The organism is Lysobacterales bacterium (genome assembly GCA_016721845.1).
GTDB lineage: Bacteria > Pseudomonadota > Gammaproteobacteria > Xanthomonadales > Ahniellaceae > JADKHK01.
Map to the genome: position 1 here is coordinate 299,996 of JADKHK010000013.1, position 14,742 is coordinate 314,737.

The 14,742-nt window shown below is 63.9% G+C and carries 15 protein-coding genes and 1 tRNA gene; 12 read left to right on the top strand and 4 right to left on the bottom strand.

The window, feature by feature from the left end; all coding sequences use genetic code 11:
• Positions 1-6 precede the first annotated feature (6 nt).
• Complete coding sequence (locus IPP28_08745) at positions 7-915, bottom strand: exodeoxyribonuclease IX (GenBank protein ID MBL0041115.1); 909 nt, start codon at positions 913-915, stop codon at positions 7-9.
• Positions 903-1,469, bottom strand: a complete 567-nt coding sequence (locus IPP28_08750; GenBank protein MBL0041116.1) for a nitroreductase — start codon at positions 1,467-1,469, stop codon at positions 903-905. The genes IPP28_08745 and IPP28_08750 overlap by 13 nt, the downstream gene beginning before the upstream one ends.
• Before the next feature lie 116 nt (positions 1,470-1,585).
• Between IPP28_08750 and IPP28_08755 the strand changes: the two genes are divergently transcribed.
• From IPP28_08755 to IPP28_08775, 5 genes are read left to right on the top strand one after another with little or no spacing between them, the layout of a single operon-like run.
• Entirely contained in the window at positions 1,586-2,731 is a 1,146-nt protein-coding gene (locus tag IPP28_08755) for a Re/Si-specific NAD(P)(+) transhydrogenase subunit alpha (GenBank protein ID MBL0041117.1), read from the top strand.
• On the top strand, positions 2,728-3,015 hold the full coding sequence (locus tag IPP28_08760) for an NAD(P) transhydrogenase subunit alpha (GenBank protein ID MBL0041118.1): 288 nt from the start codon (positions 2,728-2,730) through the stop codon (positions 3,013-3,015). The genes IPP28_08755 and IPP28_08760 overlap by 4 nt, the downstream gene beginning before the upstream one ends.
• Positions 3,016-3,018: 3 nt before the next feature.
• Entirely contained in the window at positions 3,019-4,431 is a 1,413-nt protein-coding gene (locus IPP28_08765) for an NAD(P)(+) transhydrogenase (Re/Si-specific) subunit beta (protein MBL0041119.1), read from the top strand.
• A 7-nt stretch (positions 4,432-4,438) separates the two neighbouring features.
• Complete coding sequence (locus tag IPP28_08770) at positions 4,439-4,711, top strand: oxidative damage protection protein (protein ID MBL0041120.1); 273 nt, start codon at positions 4,439-4,441, stop codon at positions 4,709-4,711.
• 19 nt (positions 4,712-4,730) lie between these two features.
• Positions 4,731-5,294 (top strand): hypothetical protein, encoded by a 564-nt coding sequence (locus tag IPP28_08775; protein MBL0041121.1) that lies wholly within the window; start codon positions 4,731-4,733, stop codon positions 5,292-5,294.
• Here IPP28_08775 and IPP28_08780 read toward each other — a convergent pair.
• Positions 5,270-6,316, bottom strand: coding sequence for a hypothetical protein (locus IPP28_08780; GenBank protein MBL0041122.1), 1,047 nt, complete (start codon positions 6,314-6,316; stop codon positions 5,270-5,272). The two genes, IPP28_08775 and IPP28_08780, sit on opposite strands and share 25 nt — an antisense overlap.
• 2 nt (positions 6,317-6,318) lie before the next feature.
• Entirely contained in the window at positions 6,319-7,734 is a 1,416-nt protein-coding gene (locus tag IPP28_08785; protein MBL0041123.1) for an MBOAT family protein, read from the bottom strand.
• 79 nt (positions 7,735-7,813) lie between these two features.
• Between IPP28_08785 and IPP28_08790 the strand changes: the two genes are divergently transcribed.
• The 7 genes from IPP28_08790 to IPP28_08820 all read left to right on the top strand — a co-directional run bounded on the left by IPP28_08790 (position 7,814) and on the right by IPP28_08820 (position 14,741).
• Positions 7,814-7,888 (top strand) — tRNA-Val (locus IPP28_08790).
• A gap of 168 nt (positions 7,889-8,056) precedes the next feature.
• Positions 8,057-9,961 (top strand): threonine--tRNA ligase, encoded by a 1,905-nt coding sequence (gene thrS, locus IPP28_08795; protein ID MBL0041124.1) that lies wholly within the window; start codon positions 8,057-8,059, stop codon positions 9,959-9,961.
• 46 nt (positions 9,962-10,007) lie between these two features.
• Entirely contained in the window at positions 10,008-10,526 is a 519-nt protein-coding gene (gene infC / locus IPP28_08800) for a translation initiation factor IF-3 (protein ID MBL0041125.1), read from the top strand.
• A gap of 111 nt (positions 10,527-10,637) precedes the next feature.
• On the top strand, positions 10,638-10,841 hold the full coding sequence (rpmI, locus tag IPP28_08805) for a 50S ribosomal protein L35 (GenBank protein MBL0041126.1): 204 nt from the start codon (positions 10,638-10,640) through the stop codon (positions 10,839-10,841).
• A gap of 16 nt (positions 10,842-10,857) precedes the next feature.
• Positions 10,858-11,217, top strand: coding sequence for a 50S ribosomal protein L20 (gene rplT / locus IPP28_08810; GenBank protein MBL0041127.1), 360 nt, complete (start codon positions 10,858-10,860; stop codon positions 11,215-11,217).
• A gap of 131 nt (positions 11,218-11,348) precedes the next feature.
• Complete coding sequence (pheS, locus tag IPP28_08815; GenBank protein MBL0041128.1) at positions 11,349-12,344, top strand: phenylalanine--tRNA ligase subunit alpha; 996 nt, start codon at positions 11,349-11,351, stop codon at positions 12,342-12,344.
• Positions 12,345-12,365: 21 nt separating this feature from the next.
• On the top strand, positions 12,366-14,741 hold the full coding sequence (locus IPP28_08820; protein ID MBL0041129.1) for a phenylalanine--tRNA ligase subunit beta: 2,376 nt from the start codon (positions 12,366-12,368) through the stop codon (positions 14,739-14,741).
• Position 14,742 lies beyond the last annotated feature (1 nt).

Below are 14,742 nucleotides of genomic sequence, written 5' to 3' on the forward strand. Positions count from 1 at the left end.
TCCGGATCAGTCGAAACGCTGCCGCCATTCGCGGCAGCGTCGTCGCGTCAGCGGACCGAAACGGAGCTGGTCCAGCGTTGCTTCCAAGGCGGCCATATCCGGTGCCGCGCAGGCATAGGCGGCGGCATCGACCGGTACCGGCGCATCCAGCGCGATCCGGCTGAGCAGGCGATACAGCAGGGCGTCGTCGCGACCCTTGCGCAGTTTCTCGGCGATCTGCGTCGCGCCGCGCAGGCGCAGGAACGGCACTTCCTCGACGCGCTCCAGCAGCGTGTCCAGCGATCCGAAATGTCCGATCAGGGTCGCGGCGGTTTTCGGGCCGATGCCATGGATGCCCGGAATGTTGTCGACCGCGTCACCCATCAGCGCCAGATAGTCGGCGAACTGTTCCGGACGAATGCCGTACTTGCGCTTGACCGCTGCGGCGTCGGTCCTTTCCTTGCGTGTCACGTCGAAGATCAGGTCGTGCTCGCCGACCAGTTGCGAGAAATCCTTGTCGCCGGTGATCAGCACGCCGCGATAGCCCTGCGCGCGCAAGACATGCAGCGCACTGCCGGCGAGATCGTCGGCCTCGTATTCGCCATCGACCAGCACGCGCAGGCCAAGCGCCCGGCACAGCTGCTTGCAATAGTCGAACTGCGCCGCGAGGTCTGCCGGCGGCAATTCGCGATTCGCCTTGTACGGCGGGTACAAGCGATTGCGGAACGAGGTCGTCAGCGACTCGTCGAAACACACGGCCAGATGCGTCGGCTTTTCGTCGTGCAGCAGGGTCATCAGGGTGTTGAGGAAGCCAAACACCGCGTGCACCGGGCGCTGCTCGACATCGGTGAATTCGGACGCGACCGAGAAATACGCCCGGAACACATAAATGCTGGCGTCGATCAGGTGAACCGGTGGCGGCGTCACGGCAGCCACTCGCGATAGGCCGCGGCGAAACTCGGGCGCGGGCGCTCCGGAACGTCTCCCTCGGGCATGCCGATGTGGATGAAGGCGATGGCGTGTTCGTCGGATGCCAGCCCGAACACTGCGGCGGCCTCGCGATCGTAGGCGGGCCAGCCAGTGATCCATTGCGCACCGAAGCCGAGGGCCTGCGCACCGAGCAGGAGGTTGTAGGCGACACAGCCGGCCGACAGCAGTTGTTCCTGGGGCGGAATCTTGTGGTTCTCGATCAGGCGCGCGACCACGATCAGGCAAATCGGCGCGCGCTCGAAGCGCGATCGGTCCTTGTCCAGCGCCGCGGTGTCTGCTGCCGGCGTGCGCGCGGCCGTGATCGCGGCCAGTCGCTCGCCGAGCACTCGGCCGGCGTCGCTGCGCACACCGATGATCCGGAACGGCGCCAGCTTGCCGTGATCGGGCACGCGCAGGCTGGCGTCGACCAGTTCGCGCAGTTGCGCCGCATCCGGACCGGGATCAAGCAACTGGCGCGAGGGATGTGAGCGGCGTTGCTTGAGAAGTTCGATCAGGCTCATGGCGACCGGGCATCTGCAAATGGCGAATGGTGGCGCAGTGTAGCGACGCCGCCTCCCGCTGCGCCGTCGCATCCGCTAGCATCCGGGCGTCCAATCCACGGATCTGGGGAACCTGCATGGCCGTTACGGTTGCCACGCTGCGCGAAACCGCAGCGAACGAGCGGCGCGTCGCATTGACGCCCGAAGTCGCGAAGAAGCTGAAGGCACTCGGTGCCGAAGTCCGCATCGAAACCGGAGCCGGCCTCGACGCCGCGATGCCGGACGACCTGTTCAAGGATGCGCAATCGATCGCTGCGGCGAGTGATCTGCTCGCGAAGGCTGATGTCGTTCTGGCGGTGCAGCCGCCGGAAGACGACCGCATCGCGAGGATGCGCGAAGGCACGGTGCTGATCGCGATGTTGCAGCCGCATGCGTCGCCCGCCCGCGTCAAGCTGCTGCGCGATCGCAAGATCACCAGTTTCTCGATGGAACTGTTGCCGCGCACGACCCGCGCCCAGGCGATGGACGTGCTCAGCTCGCAGGCCGGCATGGCCGGCTACAAGGCGGTCCTGATCGCGGCGCAGGCGGCGCCCAAGTTCTTCCCGATGCTGACCACCGCGGCCGGCACGATCCGCCCAAGCAAGGTGCTGATCATCGGTGCCGGTGTCGCCGGCTTGCAGGCGATCGCGACCGCACGCCGCCTCGGCGCGCAGGTCGAAGGCTTCGACGTGCGCCCGGAAGTGAAGGAACAGATCGAATCGCTGGGTGCGAAATTCCTCGACCTCGGCGTGTCGGCCGCAGGCAGCGGTGGTTACGCGCGCGCGCTGACGCCGGAAGAACAGGCCGAGCAGCAGAAGCGCCTCGGCGAGCACGTGCGCAACATCGACGTGATCGTGACCACGGCGGCGATTCCGGGGCGCAAGGCGCCGCGCATCATTACCGCCGACATGGTCCGTGGCATGAAGCCCGGTGCCGTGATCGTCGATCTCGCCGCCGAGACCGGCGGCAACTGCGAGTTGACCCAGCCCGGCGAGACCGTCGTCGTCAACGGCGTTGCCGTGATTGGTCCGCTCAATCTCGCCAGCATGGGAGCGATCCATTCCAGCGAAATGTATGCGCGCAACCTGTTCAATTTCCTCAGCCTGATGCTGAAGGATGGTGCACTGAACCTGGACTGGAGCGACGAGCTGATCGAAAAGACCTGCCTGACGCATGCTGGCGTCATCAAGCACGAGGCCAGTCGTGTGGCTGTTGAAGGCGCTGCATCGGAGAAGCAATCATGATCGACGGATTCCTCGCGCTCTACATCTTCCTGCTGGCCGCGTTCACCGGGCATGAAATCATCTCGCGCGTGCCGGTCATCCTGCATACGCCGCTGATGTCGGGATCGAACTTCGTGCACGGCATCGTGCTGGTCGGCGCGATGGTGGCGCTGGCGCATGCCGACACCACGCTCGGCAAGGTCATCGGTTTCATCGGGGTCGCGCTCGGCGCCGGCAATGCCGCGGGGGGTTACGTGGTGACCGAACGCATGCTCGACATGTTCAAGTCGTCGAAGGGGAAGTAAGCGATGAACCTCGATATGGCGACATTGCTCCCAAACATCGCGAAGGCGAGTTATCTGATCGCCGCGGTGCTGTTCATCCTCGGCATCAAGCGCATGGCCAGCCCGGTCACCGCACGCAAGGGCATCGTCCAGGCCGGGATCGGCATGGTGCTGGCGACCGTCGCGACGTTCGCGATCACGGGCGGGCACAACATCGGCCTGATTCTCGGCGCGATCGCACTCGGCGTGATCCCGACCTGGCTCTGGGGCAAGAAGGTCGCGATGACCGACATGCCGCAGATGGTCGCGCTGTTCAATGGCATGGGGGGAGGCTCGGCTGCCGCGATCGGCGCCGGCGAAATGATCAAGTACGTCCACGAGGGCGCGGTGCCGAGCAAGACCACGCTGGTGCTGGCCGTGATCGGCGCACTGATTGGTGCGATCTCGATGTCCGGTTCTGTGATCGCCTGGGCCAAGCTCGATGGGCGCATGGACAAGCGTTTCACCTTCCCCGGCCAGCAATATTTCAACCTGCTGTTCTTCGTCGCGACGATTGCACTCGGCGGCATGCTGGTGATGCAGCTCGATACGACGATCATCGTCGCGTTCTTCGTGATGGCGCTGCTCGTCGGCATCCTGATGACGCTGCCGATCGGCGGTGCCGACATGCCGGTGGTGATCTCGCTTTACAATGCTTTCACCGGTCTCGCGGTCGCCTTCGAAGGCTACGTGATGCAGAACGAGGCGCTGATCATCGCCGGCATGGTGGTCGGTGCAGCGGGCATGCTGCTGACGCAGCTGATGGCCAAGGCGATGAACCGTCCGATCAGTGGCGTGCTGTTCAAGAACTTCGGCGGTGGCGGGCAGTCCGCGGCCGACATCAAGGGTTCGATGAAGCCGATCGAAGCCAGCGACGCGGCGTCGCTGCTGTACATGGCCGACAAGGTCGTGATCGTGCCGGGTTACGGCATGGCGGTGGCGCAGGCGCAACACAAGATCTGGGAGCTGTGCAAGCAGCTGCGCGAGCGCGGCAAGGAAATCAAGTTCGCGATCCATCCGGTGGCGGGCCGCATGCCCGGCCACATGAATGTGCTGCTCGCTGAGGCCGGCGTTCCTTACGACCTGATCGTCGACATGGACGAGATCAATCCCGAGTTCCCGACCTGCGATGTCGCCATCGTGATCGGCGCCAACGACGTCGTGAACCCGGTCGCGAAGACCGACAAGAGTTCGCCGATCTACGGCATGCCAATCCTGGACGTCGCCAATGCGCGCCAGGTCATCGTCATCAAGCGCGGCAAGGGTGCGGGCTTCGCCGGCATCGAGAACGCGCTGTTCTATCAGGAAAACTGCAAGATGCTCTACGCCGACGGCCAGGCCGCGGCGGCGTCGCTGTCGACCGAGCTGAAGCAGATCGATGGCGGTGGCGGGCATTGACGGCGCGATGAGTCGGATCATCCACTGCACCAAGCTCGGCCGAGATGCCGAAGGTCTCGACTTCGCGCCATATCCGGGCGAGCTCGGCGCGCGCATCTACAACGAGGTCTCGAAGGAAGCTTGGGCGGCGTGGCTGGCGCACCAGACCATGTTGATCAACGAGAACCGCCTGTCGCCGATGGATCCGAAAGCCCGCAAATACCTGCGCGAACAGATGCAGGCTTTCCTGTTCGGCGGCGACGCCGACAAGGTGGCGGGATACGTGCCGGTGGATGATTGATGTGAGGAGCCCGAGTCCGGTGACCGCGCGTATTGTTGCCTTGCTGGCGGCTGCAATGGCGACCGGCGTGGGCGCTCACGAATCCGACGATTCCGTGCGGACAATGACCGAGCGTCTGTCCGACCGTTGCGAGCTCGTCGTGCGTGTGGGTGAGGACAGCGAGTCGTGCTGGTCGGAGGTCTGTGCATCGGAGAAATCGGTGCAATTGGGCTGCGACCTGAGTGCGATGCGCCAGGTCGTGACGGTGTCCGCGTCGCCGGACCGCAAGTGGCTGGCGGTGTTGTCGGTGGGCGAGGGACATCCGATGCTCGAGGTCGTGGCGCTCGATGCGCTGACCGAGCAGCACGACTACCGGGTCATGACGACAATCAACCCGTATCCCGGGACGATCGGTTTGGCCGATTGGCAAGACGGCGAGTTGCGGATCGTCAGCGACATGCCGCTGCACGAATTGCCGATCACTGATGGCGATCCAATGGCGCGCATGGGCAGCACCGACGATGTCTACGCGCTCGATCCCGCATCCTGGCAGATCCGCCGCGTCGATCCGGCCAAACCTCAGGTGCCGGGCGCCGCCGACTGACGCGGTTCCGCGAGCGTCGCATCGGCTTCGCGCGTGGTTGCGGTCGTGACCCAACCGCGCTCGACCAGCGCATCGATCAAGGCGTTCGTGTAGGCCGGTTTCTGCCGGTAGTCGATATGCGAATCGTCCGGCAGCGGGAAGTCGCGCAAGGCCGGCACATCGAGTGCGAACAGCGTTTTTGCCGTTGTCGCCGCCGCCATCCTGTCCCAGTAATCGACGCGCGGAAACCAGTCCTCTTCCGCCCAACGGCGCTGGCCGCTGGTGGGCGAGGCGTAGAAGATCACGTCGCCGCCGCGTGCCTGGATCGCGCGCACCCAAGCGTTCGCGGCCTCGACCTGCGGCCACCATTCGTCGAACGGGATCTTCGGCAGATGTCCGCCGAAGCGTTCGAGGTTCGCGGCCAGTTCGCGCTTCTGCGCGTCCCGGTCGCCGCGTTCGTAATCGATATGGCCGAAACGGCGCCGATCCAGCCACTGATAGGGGTGGAACGGTTCGCCCTCGCCATTCCACCAGCGCACCGCACTGCGCAGCAGGCTGAAGTCGCTGCGCGCGATCACCGCGTCGAGTTGCCATTGATTGAGCATCAGCCGATGCGCGGCCCGGCTCGGCGAAAACGCGTGTCGGTAGAATTCGACGACGGACTGTTGCATGTCGAGACTGGGGGCCGCAAAGCCGGCACCATCGATATCGCAGATCACCAGGCCGCGGAAGTCCGGATCGACGGCGAGGTCATGCAAGGTGGCCAGCGGATAGCGGCCATCCATCGCCAGCATCACCGGTTCATGCCGGGGCAGGCGGGTCCGCACGGTGTCGCGGTCGATCGCGTACAGCGTGCGCGAGGCGCCGAGAAAAACGATGGCCTCCGGCGTCGACGTCGCCTTCGCGCGCTGCAGCGACCACAGGTCCGGCGCATCGACGATGATCGGCGTGTAGCCGCGACCGCGCCAATGGTGTTCGACCGCATACAGCACCGAAGCGGCGACCAGGAGGGCGATGACGAGAGCGGTGAGGGCGCGGCGCATGATCAGAACTGGAAGTAGATGAAGGCGCGCGAGACGCCGGGCGACAACACGATGGCCACGATCAGCGCCGCCCAGATCAGCCCGAGCGAGACCGCGCCGCGTTGCTGCAGCCAGCGGCGCAGGTCGTGATGGCGTGACAGCCAGTGCATCGACCACATCAGGCCGAACACGATCAGCGCGATCTTGGCCTCGGCACTCAGGTTGGCCGAGGTGTCCGTGGGCAGGAACATGGCGCTGTGAATCCGCGCAGAATGCACGAAATCCGGTGCACGAAACCAGACCCAAGCGATCAGCACGCCAAACAGCGTGATCAGTCCGCCGAGCAGCGTGCCGATCGGGCCGAGCGAGCGTCCGGCGTGATCGATCGCCGGTCGCGACATGCGCTCTACAACGAGCATCAGGCCATGGAATGCGCCCCAGGCAACGAAGGTCCAGGCAGCGCCGTGCCAGAGGCCACCGAGCAGCATGGTCAGCATCAGATTGCGCAGCGTGAACAGGGTCGAGCCGCGATTGCCGCCGAGCGGCACGTACAGGTAGTCGCGCAGCCAGGTCGAGAGCGAGATATGCCAGCGCCGCCAGAAGTCGGAAAAGCCCGTGGCGGCGTAGGGTGAGCGGAAGTTGTCCGGCAGCCAGAAACCGAGCATCGCCGCGCAGCCGATCGCGCAGGTCGAATAACCGGCGAAGTCGCAGAAGATTTGCCCGGCGAATGCAATCGTGCCGGTCCAGGCGCTCGCACTGTCGATCATCGCTCCGGCCTTGAAGATCGGATCGGCCACCGGGGCGAAGACCGAATCGGCCAACACGATCTTCTCGAACAGGCCGATCAGCAGCAGCGACAGGCCGAGCGTGAAACCGTCCGCCGTCGTGCGTCGCGGCGAGTGCAGCTGCGCGCTGAAGTCGTGGTAACGGACGATCGGACCCGCGACCAGTTGCGGGAAAAAGCCGACGAAGAGCAGGTAGTCGCGCAGGGACTTCTGCACGCGCACTTCGCCCCGATAGACATCGATGCAGTAGCTCAGCGACTGGAACGTGTAGAACGAAATGCCGACCGGCAGCAGGATGTCGAAGCTGGCCGGCTGCCAGTCGACGCCGACGACGGCCAGCAAGACCCGGGTGTTGTCACGCAGGAAGTCGCCGTACTTGAAGAAGCCGAGCAGTCCGAGATTCGCGACCAGGGACACGATCAGCCAGGGCTTGCGATGGTCCGTCCGCGCCTGCGCCATGCGCAGTGCCAGCCACCAGTCCACCGTCGCCGATGCGATCAGAAGCAGGAGGAAAGGCGGGTTCCAGGCCCCGTAAAACAGAAAGCTGGCGGCCAGCAGCACCGACTTGCGCAGCGACCACGACAGACCCGGAAGGTTGAACATCGCGACCACGGCGATGAAGAACACGACGAAGGTCAGCGAGTCGAAGGTCATGGGCAACGGTTTGGGCGGCCGCGCAGTATAGGCGGGCTTGCCTGCGGTCGGCGATCTGCGTATAGTTCGCGGCCCTTGCGGGCGCATAGCTCAGCGGTAGAGCACTACCTTGACATGGTAGGGGTCTCAGGTTCGATCCCTGATGCGCCCACCAATTCCCAGAATTGGTTTTCCTGCAAACAGTCCAGCCGAGAGACGTAGTTCGAACGAACACGATCACGATGACGCGAACCGGAACCCACATCTAGCGAATCCGCAGAATGGCTCCGACATCCCAAGGGCGCTTTCTGCGCCCTTTTTTGTTGCCGCAAGGACCCCCGAAATGATCACGATCACGCTGCCGGATGGCGCGAAGCGCGAATACGCCGCGAACACGACGATCGGCGAAGTCGCCGCCAGCATCGGTGCCGGTCTGGCGAAGGCCGCTCTGGCCGGCAAGGTCGACGGCAAACTCGTCGACCTGAGCTACCCGATTGCCGCCGATGCCGCGCTGGAAATCGTCACCGAGAAGCACCCGGATGCGCTTGAAGTCCTGCGCCATTCGACCGCGCATCTGCTCGCGCAGGCGACGCAGCGCCTGTTCCCGGATACCCAGGTCACGATCGGCCCGGTGGTCGAGAACGGCTTCTACTACGACTTCGCGCGCAAGACGGCGTTTACGCCCGACGACCTCGCAAAGATCGAGGCCGAGATGACGAAGATCGTCGGCGAAGGTTTGCCGGTGTTGCGCTCGGTGATGAGCCGCGACGAGGCGGTGGCGTTCTTCAAGGGCAAGAACGAGCACTACAAGGCCGAGATCATCGAAAGTATCCCGGCCAACGAGGACCTGTCGCTGTACGCACAGGGCGAGTTCATCGACCTGTGCCGCGGCCCGCACGTGCCGAACACGTCCAAGCTGCGCGCGTTCAAGCTGATGAAAGTCGCCGGTGCCTATTGGCGTGCCGACGCCAAGAACGAGATGCTGCAACGCGTCTACGGCACCTCGTGGTTGAACGACAAGGACCTCAAGGCCTATCTGTTCCAGCTCGAAGAGGCCGAGAAGCGCGACCACCGCAAGCTTGGCAAGCAGCTCGATCTGTTCCACATGCAGGAAGAGGCGCCGGGCCTGGTGTTCTGGCATCCGAAGGGCTGGCAGGTCTGGCAGGTCGTCGAGCAGTACATGCGCAAGGTCTACCGCGACAACGGCTATCAGGAGGTGCGCTGCCCGCAGATCCTCGACAAGTCCTTGTGGGAAAAGACCGGCCACTGGGCCAACTATCGCGACAACATGTTCACGACGCACTCGGAAAACCGCGATTACGCGGTCAAGCCGATGAACTGCCCGGGTCACGTGCAGATCTTCAATCATGGCCTCCACAGCTACCGCGAATTGCCGATCCGATACGGCGAATTCGGCGCCTGCCACCGCAATGAACCCTCGGGCGCGTTGCACGGGATCATGCGCGTGCGCGGCTTCACCCAGGACGACGGCCACATCTTCTGCACCGAAGCGCAGATCGAACCCGAAGTGACAGCGTTTCATCGTCAGGCGATGAAGGTCTACTCGGACTTCGGTTTCAGCGACATCGCGCTCAAGATCGCACTGCGCCCCGCCAACCGCATCGGCGATGACGCCGCCTGGGACAAGGCCGAGGATTCGCTGCGTTCGGCGCTGCGGGCCTGCGGCGTGACCTGGGAGGAGTTGCCGGGCGAGGGTGCATTCTACGGTCCGAAGATCGAATACCACTTCCGCGACTCGATCGGTCGCGGCTGGCAGGTCGGCACGATGCAGGTCGATTTCTTCATGCCTGGCCGCCTCGGGGCCGAATACGTGACCGAAGAATCCGGTCGCAAGACGCCGGTGATGCTGCACCGGGCCATTGTCGGTTCGATGGAGCGATTCATCGGCATCCTGATCGAGCATCACGCTGGCATCCTGCCGCCCTGGCTCGCTCCGGTTCAGGCGGTGGTCATGAATATCACCGAGGGACAGGCGGAATACGTCGATTCGGTCGGTGAAACCCTTGTAAATCAAGGCTTCCGGGTCAAGGCTGATTTGCGTGGCGACAAGATCGGCTATAAGATCCGCGAACACACGCTGCAAAAAGTGCCGTATCTGCTCGTCGTCGGAGACCGCGAGCGCGACAATGGCCAAGTGGCGGTGCGCGCGTTGAATGGGGAAGACTTGGGCGTCATGACGCTGGAGCAATTCATCGCGAAGCTGCGCGCAGAAACGGAGAAACACTGAATTTCGTTCGGTGTTTCAGTGAGTTGGGCTCTTTGGAGGTAGCGGTATCAGCACCGAGAAATTGAACCGTCGGAATAACGAGATCCGTGTTCCGCGTGTGCGCCTGATTGGCGCCGATGGCGAACAGATTGGCGTGGTCGGTCGTGATGACGCCCTGCGCATGGCGATGGACCTGGAACTGGATCTCGTCGAGATCGTTCCGAATGCCGATCCGCCGGTGTGCCGCATCATGGACTTCGGCAAGTTCCGGTTCGAAGAGCAGAAGAAGGCGCATGCCGCGCGCAAGAAGCAGAAGGTCGTCGAGATCAAGGAACTCAAGTTCCGCCCGACCACCGACGATGGCGACTACGAGATCAAGCTGCGCAACCTGCGCCGTTTCATCTCCGAGGGCGACAAGGTGAAGATCAATATCCGTTTCCGCGGACGCGAAATGGCCCATACCGAACTCGGTATCGAGATGGCCAAGCGTCTGGAAGCGGACCTGAAGGAAGAAGTGACGATCGAACAGTGGCCGCGTCTCGAAGGGCGGCAGATGGTCATGATGGTGGCGCCGAAGCGGAAGTGACGGTGCCGTAGGAACGCGGAACGGAATGCCGCACAAGCCGGATCGAGCAGGATGGAAAGCGTGGCCTCGGCCACCGCTCGGACCAGTCAAACAACACTCATAGGAAGTGTCATGGCAAAGACGAAAATCAAGACCAACCGGGCCGCTGCAAAGCGTTTCCGGAAGACTGCATCCGGCAAATTCAAGGCCGGTCATGCATTCAAGAGCCACATCCTGACCAAGAAGTCGACCAAGCGGAAACGCAACCTTCGTGGCACCAATCATGTTCGTGCGGAAGACGCAGGTCGCGTCGCCCGCATGGTTCCCTACTTGTAAGCCGGAGGTATAGACCATGGCACGAGTCAAACGTGGTGTAACCGCCCGCGCACGTCACAAGAAGATCCTGGCCCAGGCCAAGGGTTACTACAATGCACGCCGCAAGGTGCTGCGTGTTGCCAAGCAGGCCGTCACCAAGGCTGCTCAGTACGCGTACATCGGCCGCAAGCAGCGCAAGCGCCAGTTCCGTGGCCTGTGGATCGTCCGCATCAATGCGGCCGCCCGCATGTTCGGCATGAGCTACAGCCGCTTCATGAACGGCATGCTGAAAGCCGGCATCACCCTCGATCGCAAGGCACTGGCCGACATCGCCGTGCACGACATCAAGGCGTTCGAAGTGCTCGCAACGAAGGCCAAGGCCGCTCTCGCCGCGTAAGCTTCCAAGCCGGTTCGCGCCGGCCAATGCAGTACACGCGTGGGGAAGGGCTTGGCTCTTCCCCACGTTTTTTTTTGCGTCGCTGAAACTCCGTTTGCGGAGAGACGGGCGCCATCGAAACAGGAATGACGATGGACGAATTGCAGACCGCCGCCGAAGCTGCGACCGGTTCGATCAGGGATGCAGCCACGCTTGACGCCCTCGACGCCATCCGTGTCGCCTGGCTCGGCAAGCAGGGCCGGCTGACCGAACAACTCAAGCTGCTTGGCAAGTTGCCGCCGGAAGAACGCAAGGCGACCGGCGAGCGCGTCAATCAGATCAAGTCGCTGCTCGGCGATGCGATCGAGGCACGTCGTTGCGAGCTCGAATCCGCTGCGTACATCGCGCGTCTGGCGTCCGAACGGATCGATGTCACCATGCCGGGTCGCAATGGCACGCGTGCGAACCTGCATCCGGTCACGCGCACGCTGGATCGCATCACCGACATCTTCGGCCGGCTCGGCTATCAACTCGCCGACGGCCCCGAGATCGAGGACGACTACCATAATTTCGAAGCGCTGAACTTCCCGGAGCACCATCCGGCACGCGCGATGCATGACACCTTCTATTTTCCGGACGGGCGCCTGCTGCGCACGCACACCTCGCCGGTGCAGATCCGCGCGATGCAGGGGCGCACGCCGCCGATCCGCATCATCGCCGCCGGCAAGGTCTATCGCTCGGATTCGGACCAGACGCATACGCCGATGTTCCATCAGGTCGAAGGCCTGCTGGTCGACGAGACGTCGAACTTCGCGGATCTCAAGGGCACACTCAAGCAGTTCGTCACCGCGTTCTTCGAGCGCGATTTCGAGATGCGTTTCCGCCCGAGCTATTTCCCGTTCACCGAGCCGTCGGCCGAAGTCGACATCCGCTGGGACCGCGCCGACGGTACCCAGGGCTGGCTGGAAGTGCTGGGCTGCGGCATGGTCCATCCGAACGTGTTGAAAGCCTGCGGGATTGATGCCGAGCGCTACACCGGTTTCGCATTCGGCCTCGGGGTCGAGCGATTCGCGATGTTGCGCTACGGCGTCGACGACCTGCGCTCGCTGTTCGAGAACGATGCGCGCTTCCTCGCGCAGTTCGCGTGATGGACAGAAGGAACTGATCCGATGAAATTCTCCGAAAACTGGTTGCGCTCGCTGGCGCATACGAAAGCCGAACGCGCCGATCTGCTGCATCGCCTGACCATGGCCGGGCTCGAAGTTGAAGGCGTCGAGGTGCTGGGTGAAGGGCTCGATGGCGTCGTCATCGGCGAGATCATCGAAGCCGAACAACATCCGAATGCCGACAAGCTGCGGGTTTGCAAAGTTTCGATCGGGCAGGGCGAGCCGCTGCAGATCGTTTGCGGCGCGCCCAATGCGCGCGTCGGTCTGAAGGCGCCGCTGGCGACGATTGGCTCGAAGCTGCCGGGTGGTGTCGACATCAGGAAGGCGAAGCTGCGTGACGTCGAATCCTTCGGCATGCTCTGTTCGACGCGCGAACTGCAACTCAGCGACGATCACGGCGGACTGATGGAACTGCCGGCCGATGCGCCGGTCGGTCAATCATTGGCTGCATGGCTCGGCCTGCCCGATGCCTGCATCGAGATCAAGCTGACGCCGAATCGCCCGGATTGCCTGAGCCTGCGCGGGCTCGCCGCGGAAGTGACGGCCTTGTACGGGCTGACGCCGAATGACGGCGCCCGCATCCAGGTCGATGCGAGGTCCACGACCACGCGCGACCTGCGTCTCGATGCACCCGCCGATTGTCCGCGTTATCTCGGTCGCGCCATCGAAGGCATCGACCCGGCGGCGCCGACGCCGTTGTGGTTGAAGGAACGCCTGCGCCGCTCCGGCCTGCGCTCGATCAGCGCCGTCGTTGACGCGACCAATTACGTCATGCTCGAACTCGGCCAGCCGATGCATGCCTTCGACCTCGATGCGCTGTCGGGCGGAATCGTCGTGCGTCGCGCTGCAGCCGGAGAAGCGCTGAAGCTGCTCGACGAACGCGAGGTCATGCTTGATCCGGGTTTCCTCGTCATCGCCGACGAAAAGAAAGCGCTGGCGGTCGCCGGGGTCATGGGCGGTTTCGATTCGCGCGTGACCGATGCCAGCAGGAACCTGTTTCTCGAGTCCGCGCATTTCGCGCCGTCAGCCATCCAGGGGCGTGCGCGCAAACTCGGTCTGCATACCGATGCCTCGCATCGTTTCGAGCGCGGAGTCGATCCCGAGTTGCCGCGTCAGGCGATCGAACGGCTGACACAACTGATCGTCGATATCGCGGGCGGCACGCCCGGCCCGGTGGTCGAGGCCAAGTCGGACGCGCACTTGCCGACGCGTGCTCCGGTGCGCCTGCGTGCGGCGCGACTGGCGCGCGTCACCGGATTGATGCTGCCGGCCGCCGAGGTCGAACAGATCCTGCACGCGCTCGGTTTCGCCGTGCGCAAGATCGAGGGCGGCTGGGAAGTGGTGCCGCCGAGCCAGCGCTTCGACATCGACATCGAAGAGGACCTGATCGAGGAAGTCGTCCGCGTGCATGGCTACGACCGCGTCCCGACTGCGGTGCCGCGGGGCGAGATCGCGCTGCGTCTGCCGCCTGAGGCGCTGGTGCCGGCCGCGGCGATGCGCGCGGCCCTGGTTGCACGCGACTATCGCGAATGCCTGCATTTCAGCTTCGTCTCGGCCGACTGGCTGAAACAATGGGGTCTGGACGAGGGTGGCGTGGCGCTCGCCAATCCGCTGTCGGCCGATCTCGGCGTGATGCGCACCAGCTTGTTGCCGGGTCTGGTCGAAGCGCTGCGGCGCAATCAGGCCCGTCAGCTGGATCGTGTCCGCCTGTTCGAGCTCGGCAAGGCCTTCCGTGCCGGCGACCCGCCGATTGAAACGCCGCGCGTGGCACTGGTGGCGACCGGTTCGGCGGCGGCAGAGCAGTGGGGCGCTGTCGTCCGCGCGATCGACTTCTTCGATGTGAAGGGTGACCTCGCCCAGTTGTTCGCGCTGACCGGTGCGCCGGCCGCATTTTCGCTGCGCCCCGTCCGCCTGCCGTATTTGCACGCCGGCCGCAGTGCCGAAGTGTTGCGTGACGGCCGCGTCATCGGTGTGGTCGGCTGTGTCGATCCGAAGCTCGCGGCCGATCTGGGGGTGACGGGCGACGTCTACCTCGCCGAGCTGGAACTGGCCGCTCTGGCCGAGCGTGCATTGCCGCGTGCGGTTGAACAGAGTCGCTACCCGTCGATTCGTCGAGACATAGCGATCGTCGTCGAAAAGTCGATTGAATTCGCGCGCTTGGAAGGCATTGTGCGGGAAACGCTTGGACTTCTGCTGCGTGATTTCGTGCTGTTTGACGAGTTTGCCGGCAAAGGCTTGCCTGAAAACACAAGAAGCCTCGCTATGGGCTTGATTTTGCAGGATGCTTCGCGCACCCTTGCGGATGTGGACGCTGATTCTGCGGTCCAGTCCGTCTTGACGGCACTGGAACGCGAGACCGGCGCAAGGTTGCGAGGCTGAG

What these genes read in the sequence shown, in the direction of transcription:
- IPP28_08820 (MBL0041129.1), top strand. Translation starts at nt 12,366, where the DNA reads ATGAAATTCTCCGAAAACTGGTTGCGCTCGCTGGCGCATACGAAAGCC.
- IPP28_08755 (MBL0041117.1), top strand. Translation starts at nt 1,586, where the DNA reads ATGGCCGTTACGGTTGCCACGCTGCGCGAAACCGCAGCGAACGAGCGG.
- IPP28_08785 (MBL0041123.1), bottom strand. Translation starts at nt 7,734, where the DNA reads ATGACCTTCGACTCGCTGACCTTCGTCGTGTTCTTCATCGCCGTGGTC.
- IPP28_08765 (MBL0041119.1), top strand. Translation starts at nt 3,019, where the DNA reads ATGAACCTCGATATGGCGACATTGCTCCCAAACATCGCGAAGGCGAGT.
- pheS (MBL0041128.1), top strand. Translation starts at nt 11,349, where the DNA reads ATGGACGAATTGCAGACCGCCGCCGAAGCTGCGACCGGTTCGATCAGG.
- rpmI (MBL0041126.1), top strand. Translation starts at nt 10,638, where the DNA reads ATGGCAAAGACGAAAATCAAGACCAACCGGGCCGCTGCAAAGCGTTTC.
- IPP28_08780 (MBL0041122.1), bottom strand. Translation starts at nt 6,316, where the DNA reads ATGCGCCGCGCCCTCACCGCTCTCGTCATCGCCCTCCTGGTCGCCGCT.
- thrS (MBL0041124.1), top strand. Translation starts at nt 8,057, where the DNA reads ATGATCACGATCACGCTGCCGGATGGCGCGAAGCGCGAATACGCCGCG.
- IPP28_08760 (MBL0041118.1), top strand. Translation starts at nt 2,728, where the DNA reads ATGATCGACGGATTCCTCGCGCTCTACATCTTCCTGCTGGCCGCGTTC.
- rplT (MBL0041127.1), top strand. Translation starts at nt 10,858, where the DNA reads ATGGCACGAGTCAAACGTGGTGTAACCGCCCGCGCACGTCACAAGAAG.
- IPP28_08770 (MBL0041120.1), top strand. Translation starts at nt 4,439, where the DNA reads ATGAGTCGGATCATCCACTGCACCAAGCTCGGCCGAGATGCCGAAGGT.
- IPP28_08750 (MBL0041116.1), bottom strand. Translation starts at nt 1,469, where the DNA reads ATGAGCCTGATCGAACTTCTCAAGCAACGCCGCTCACATCCCTCGCGC.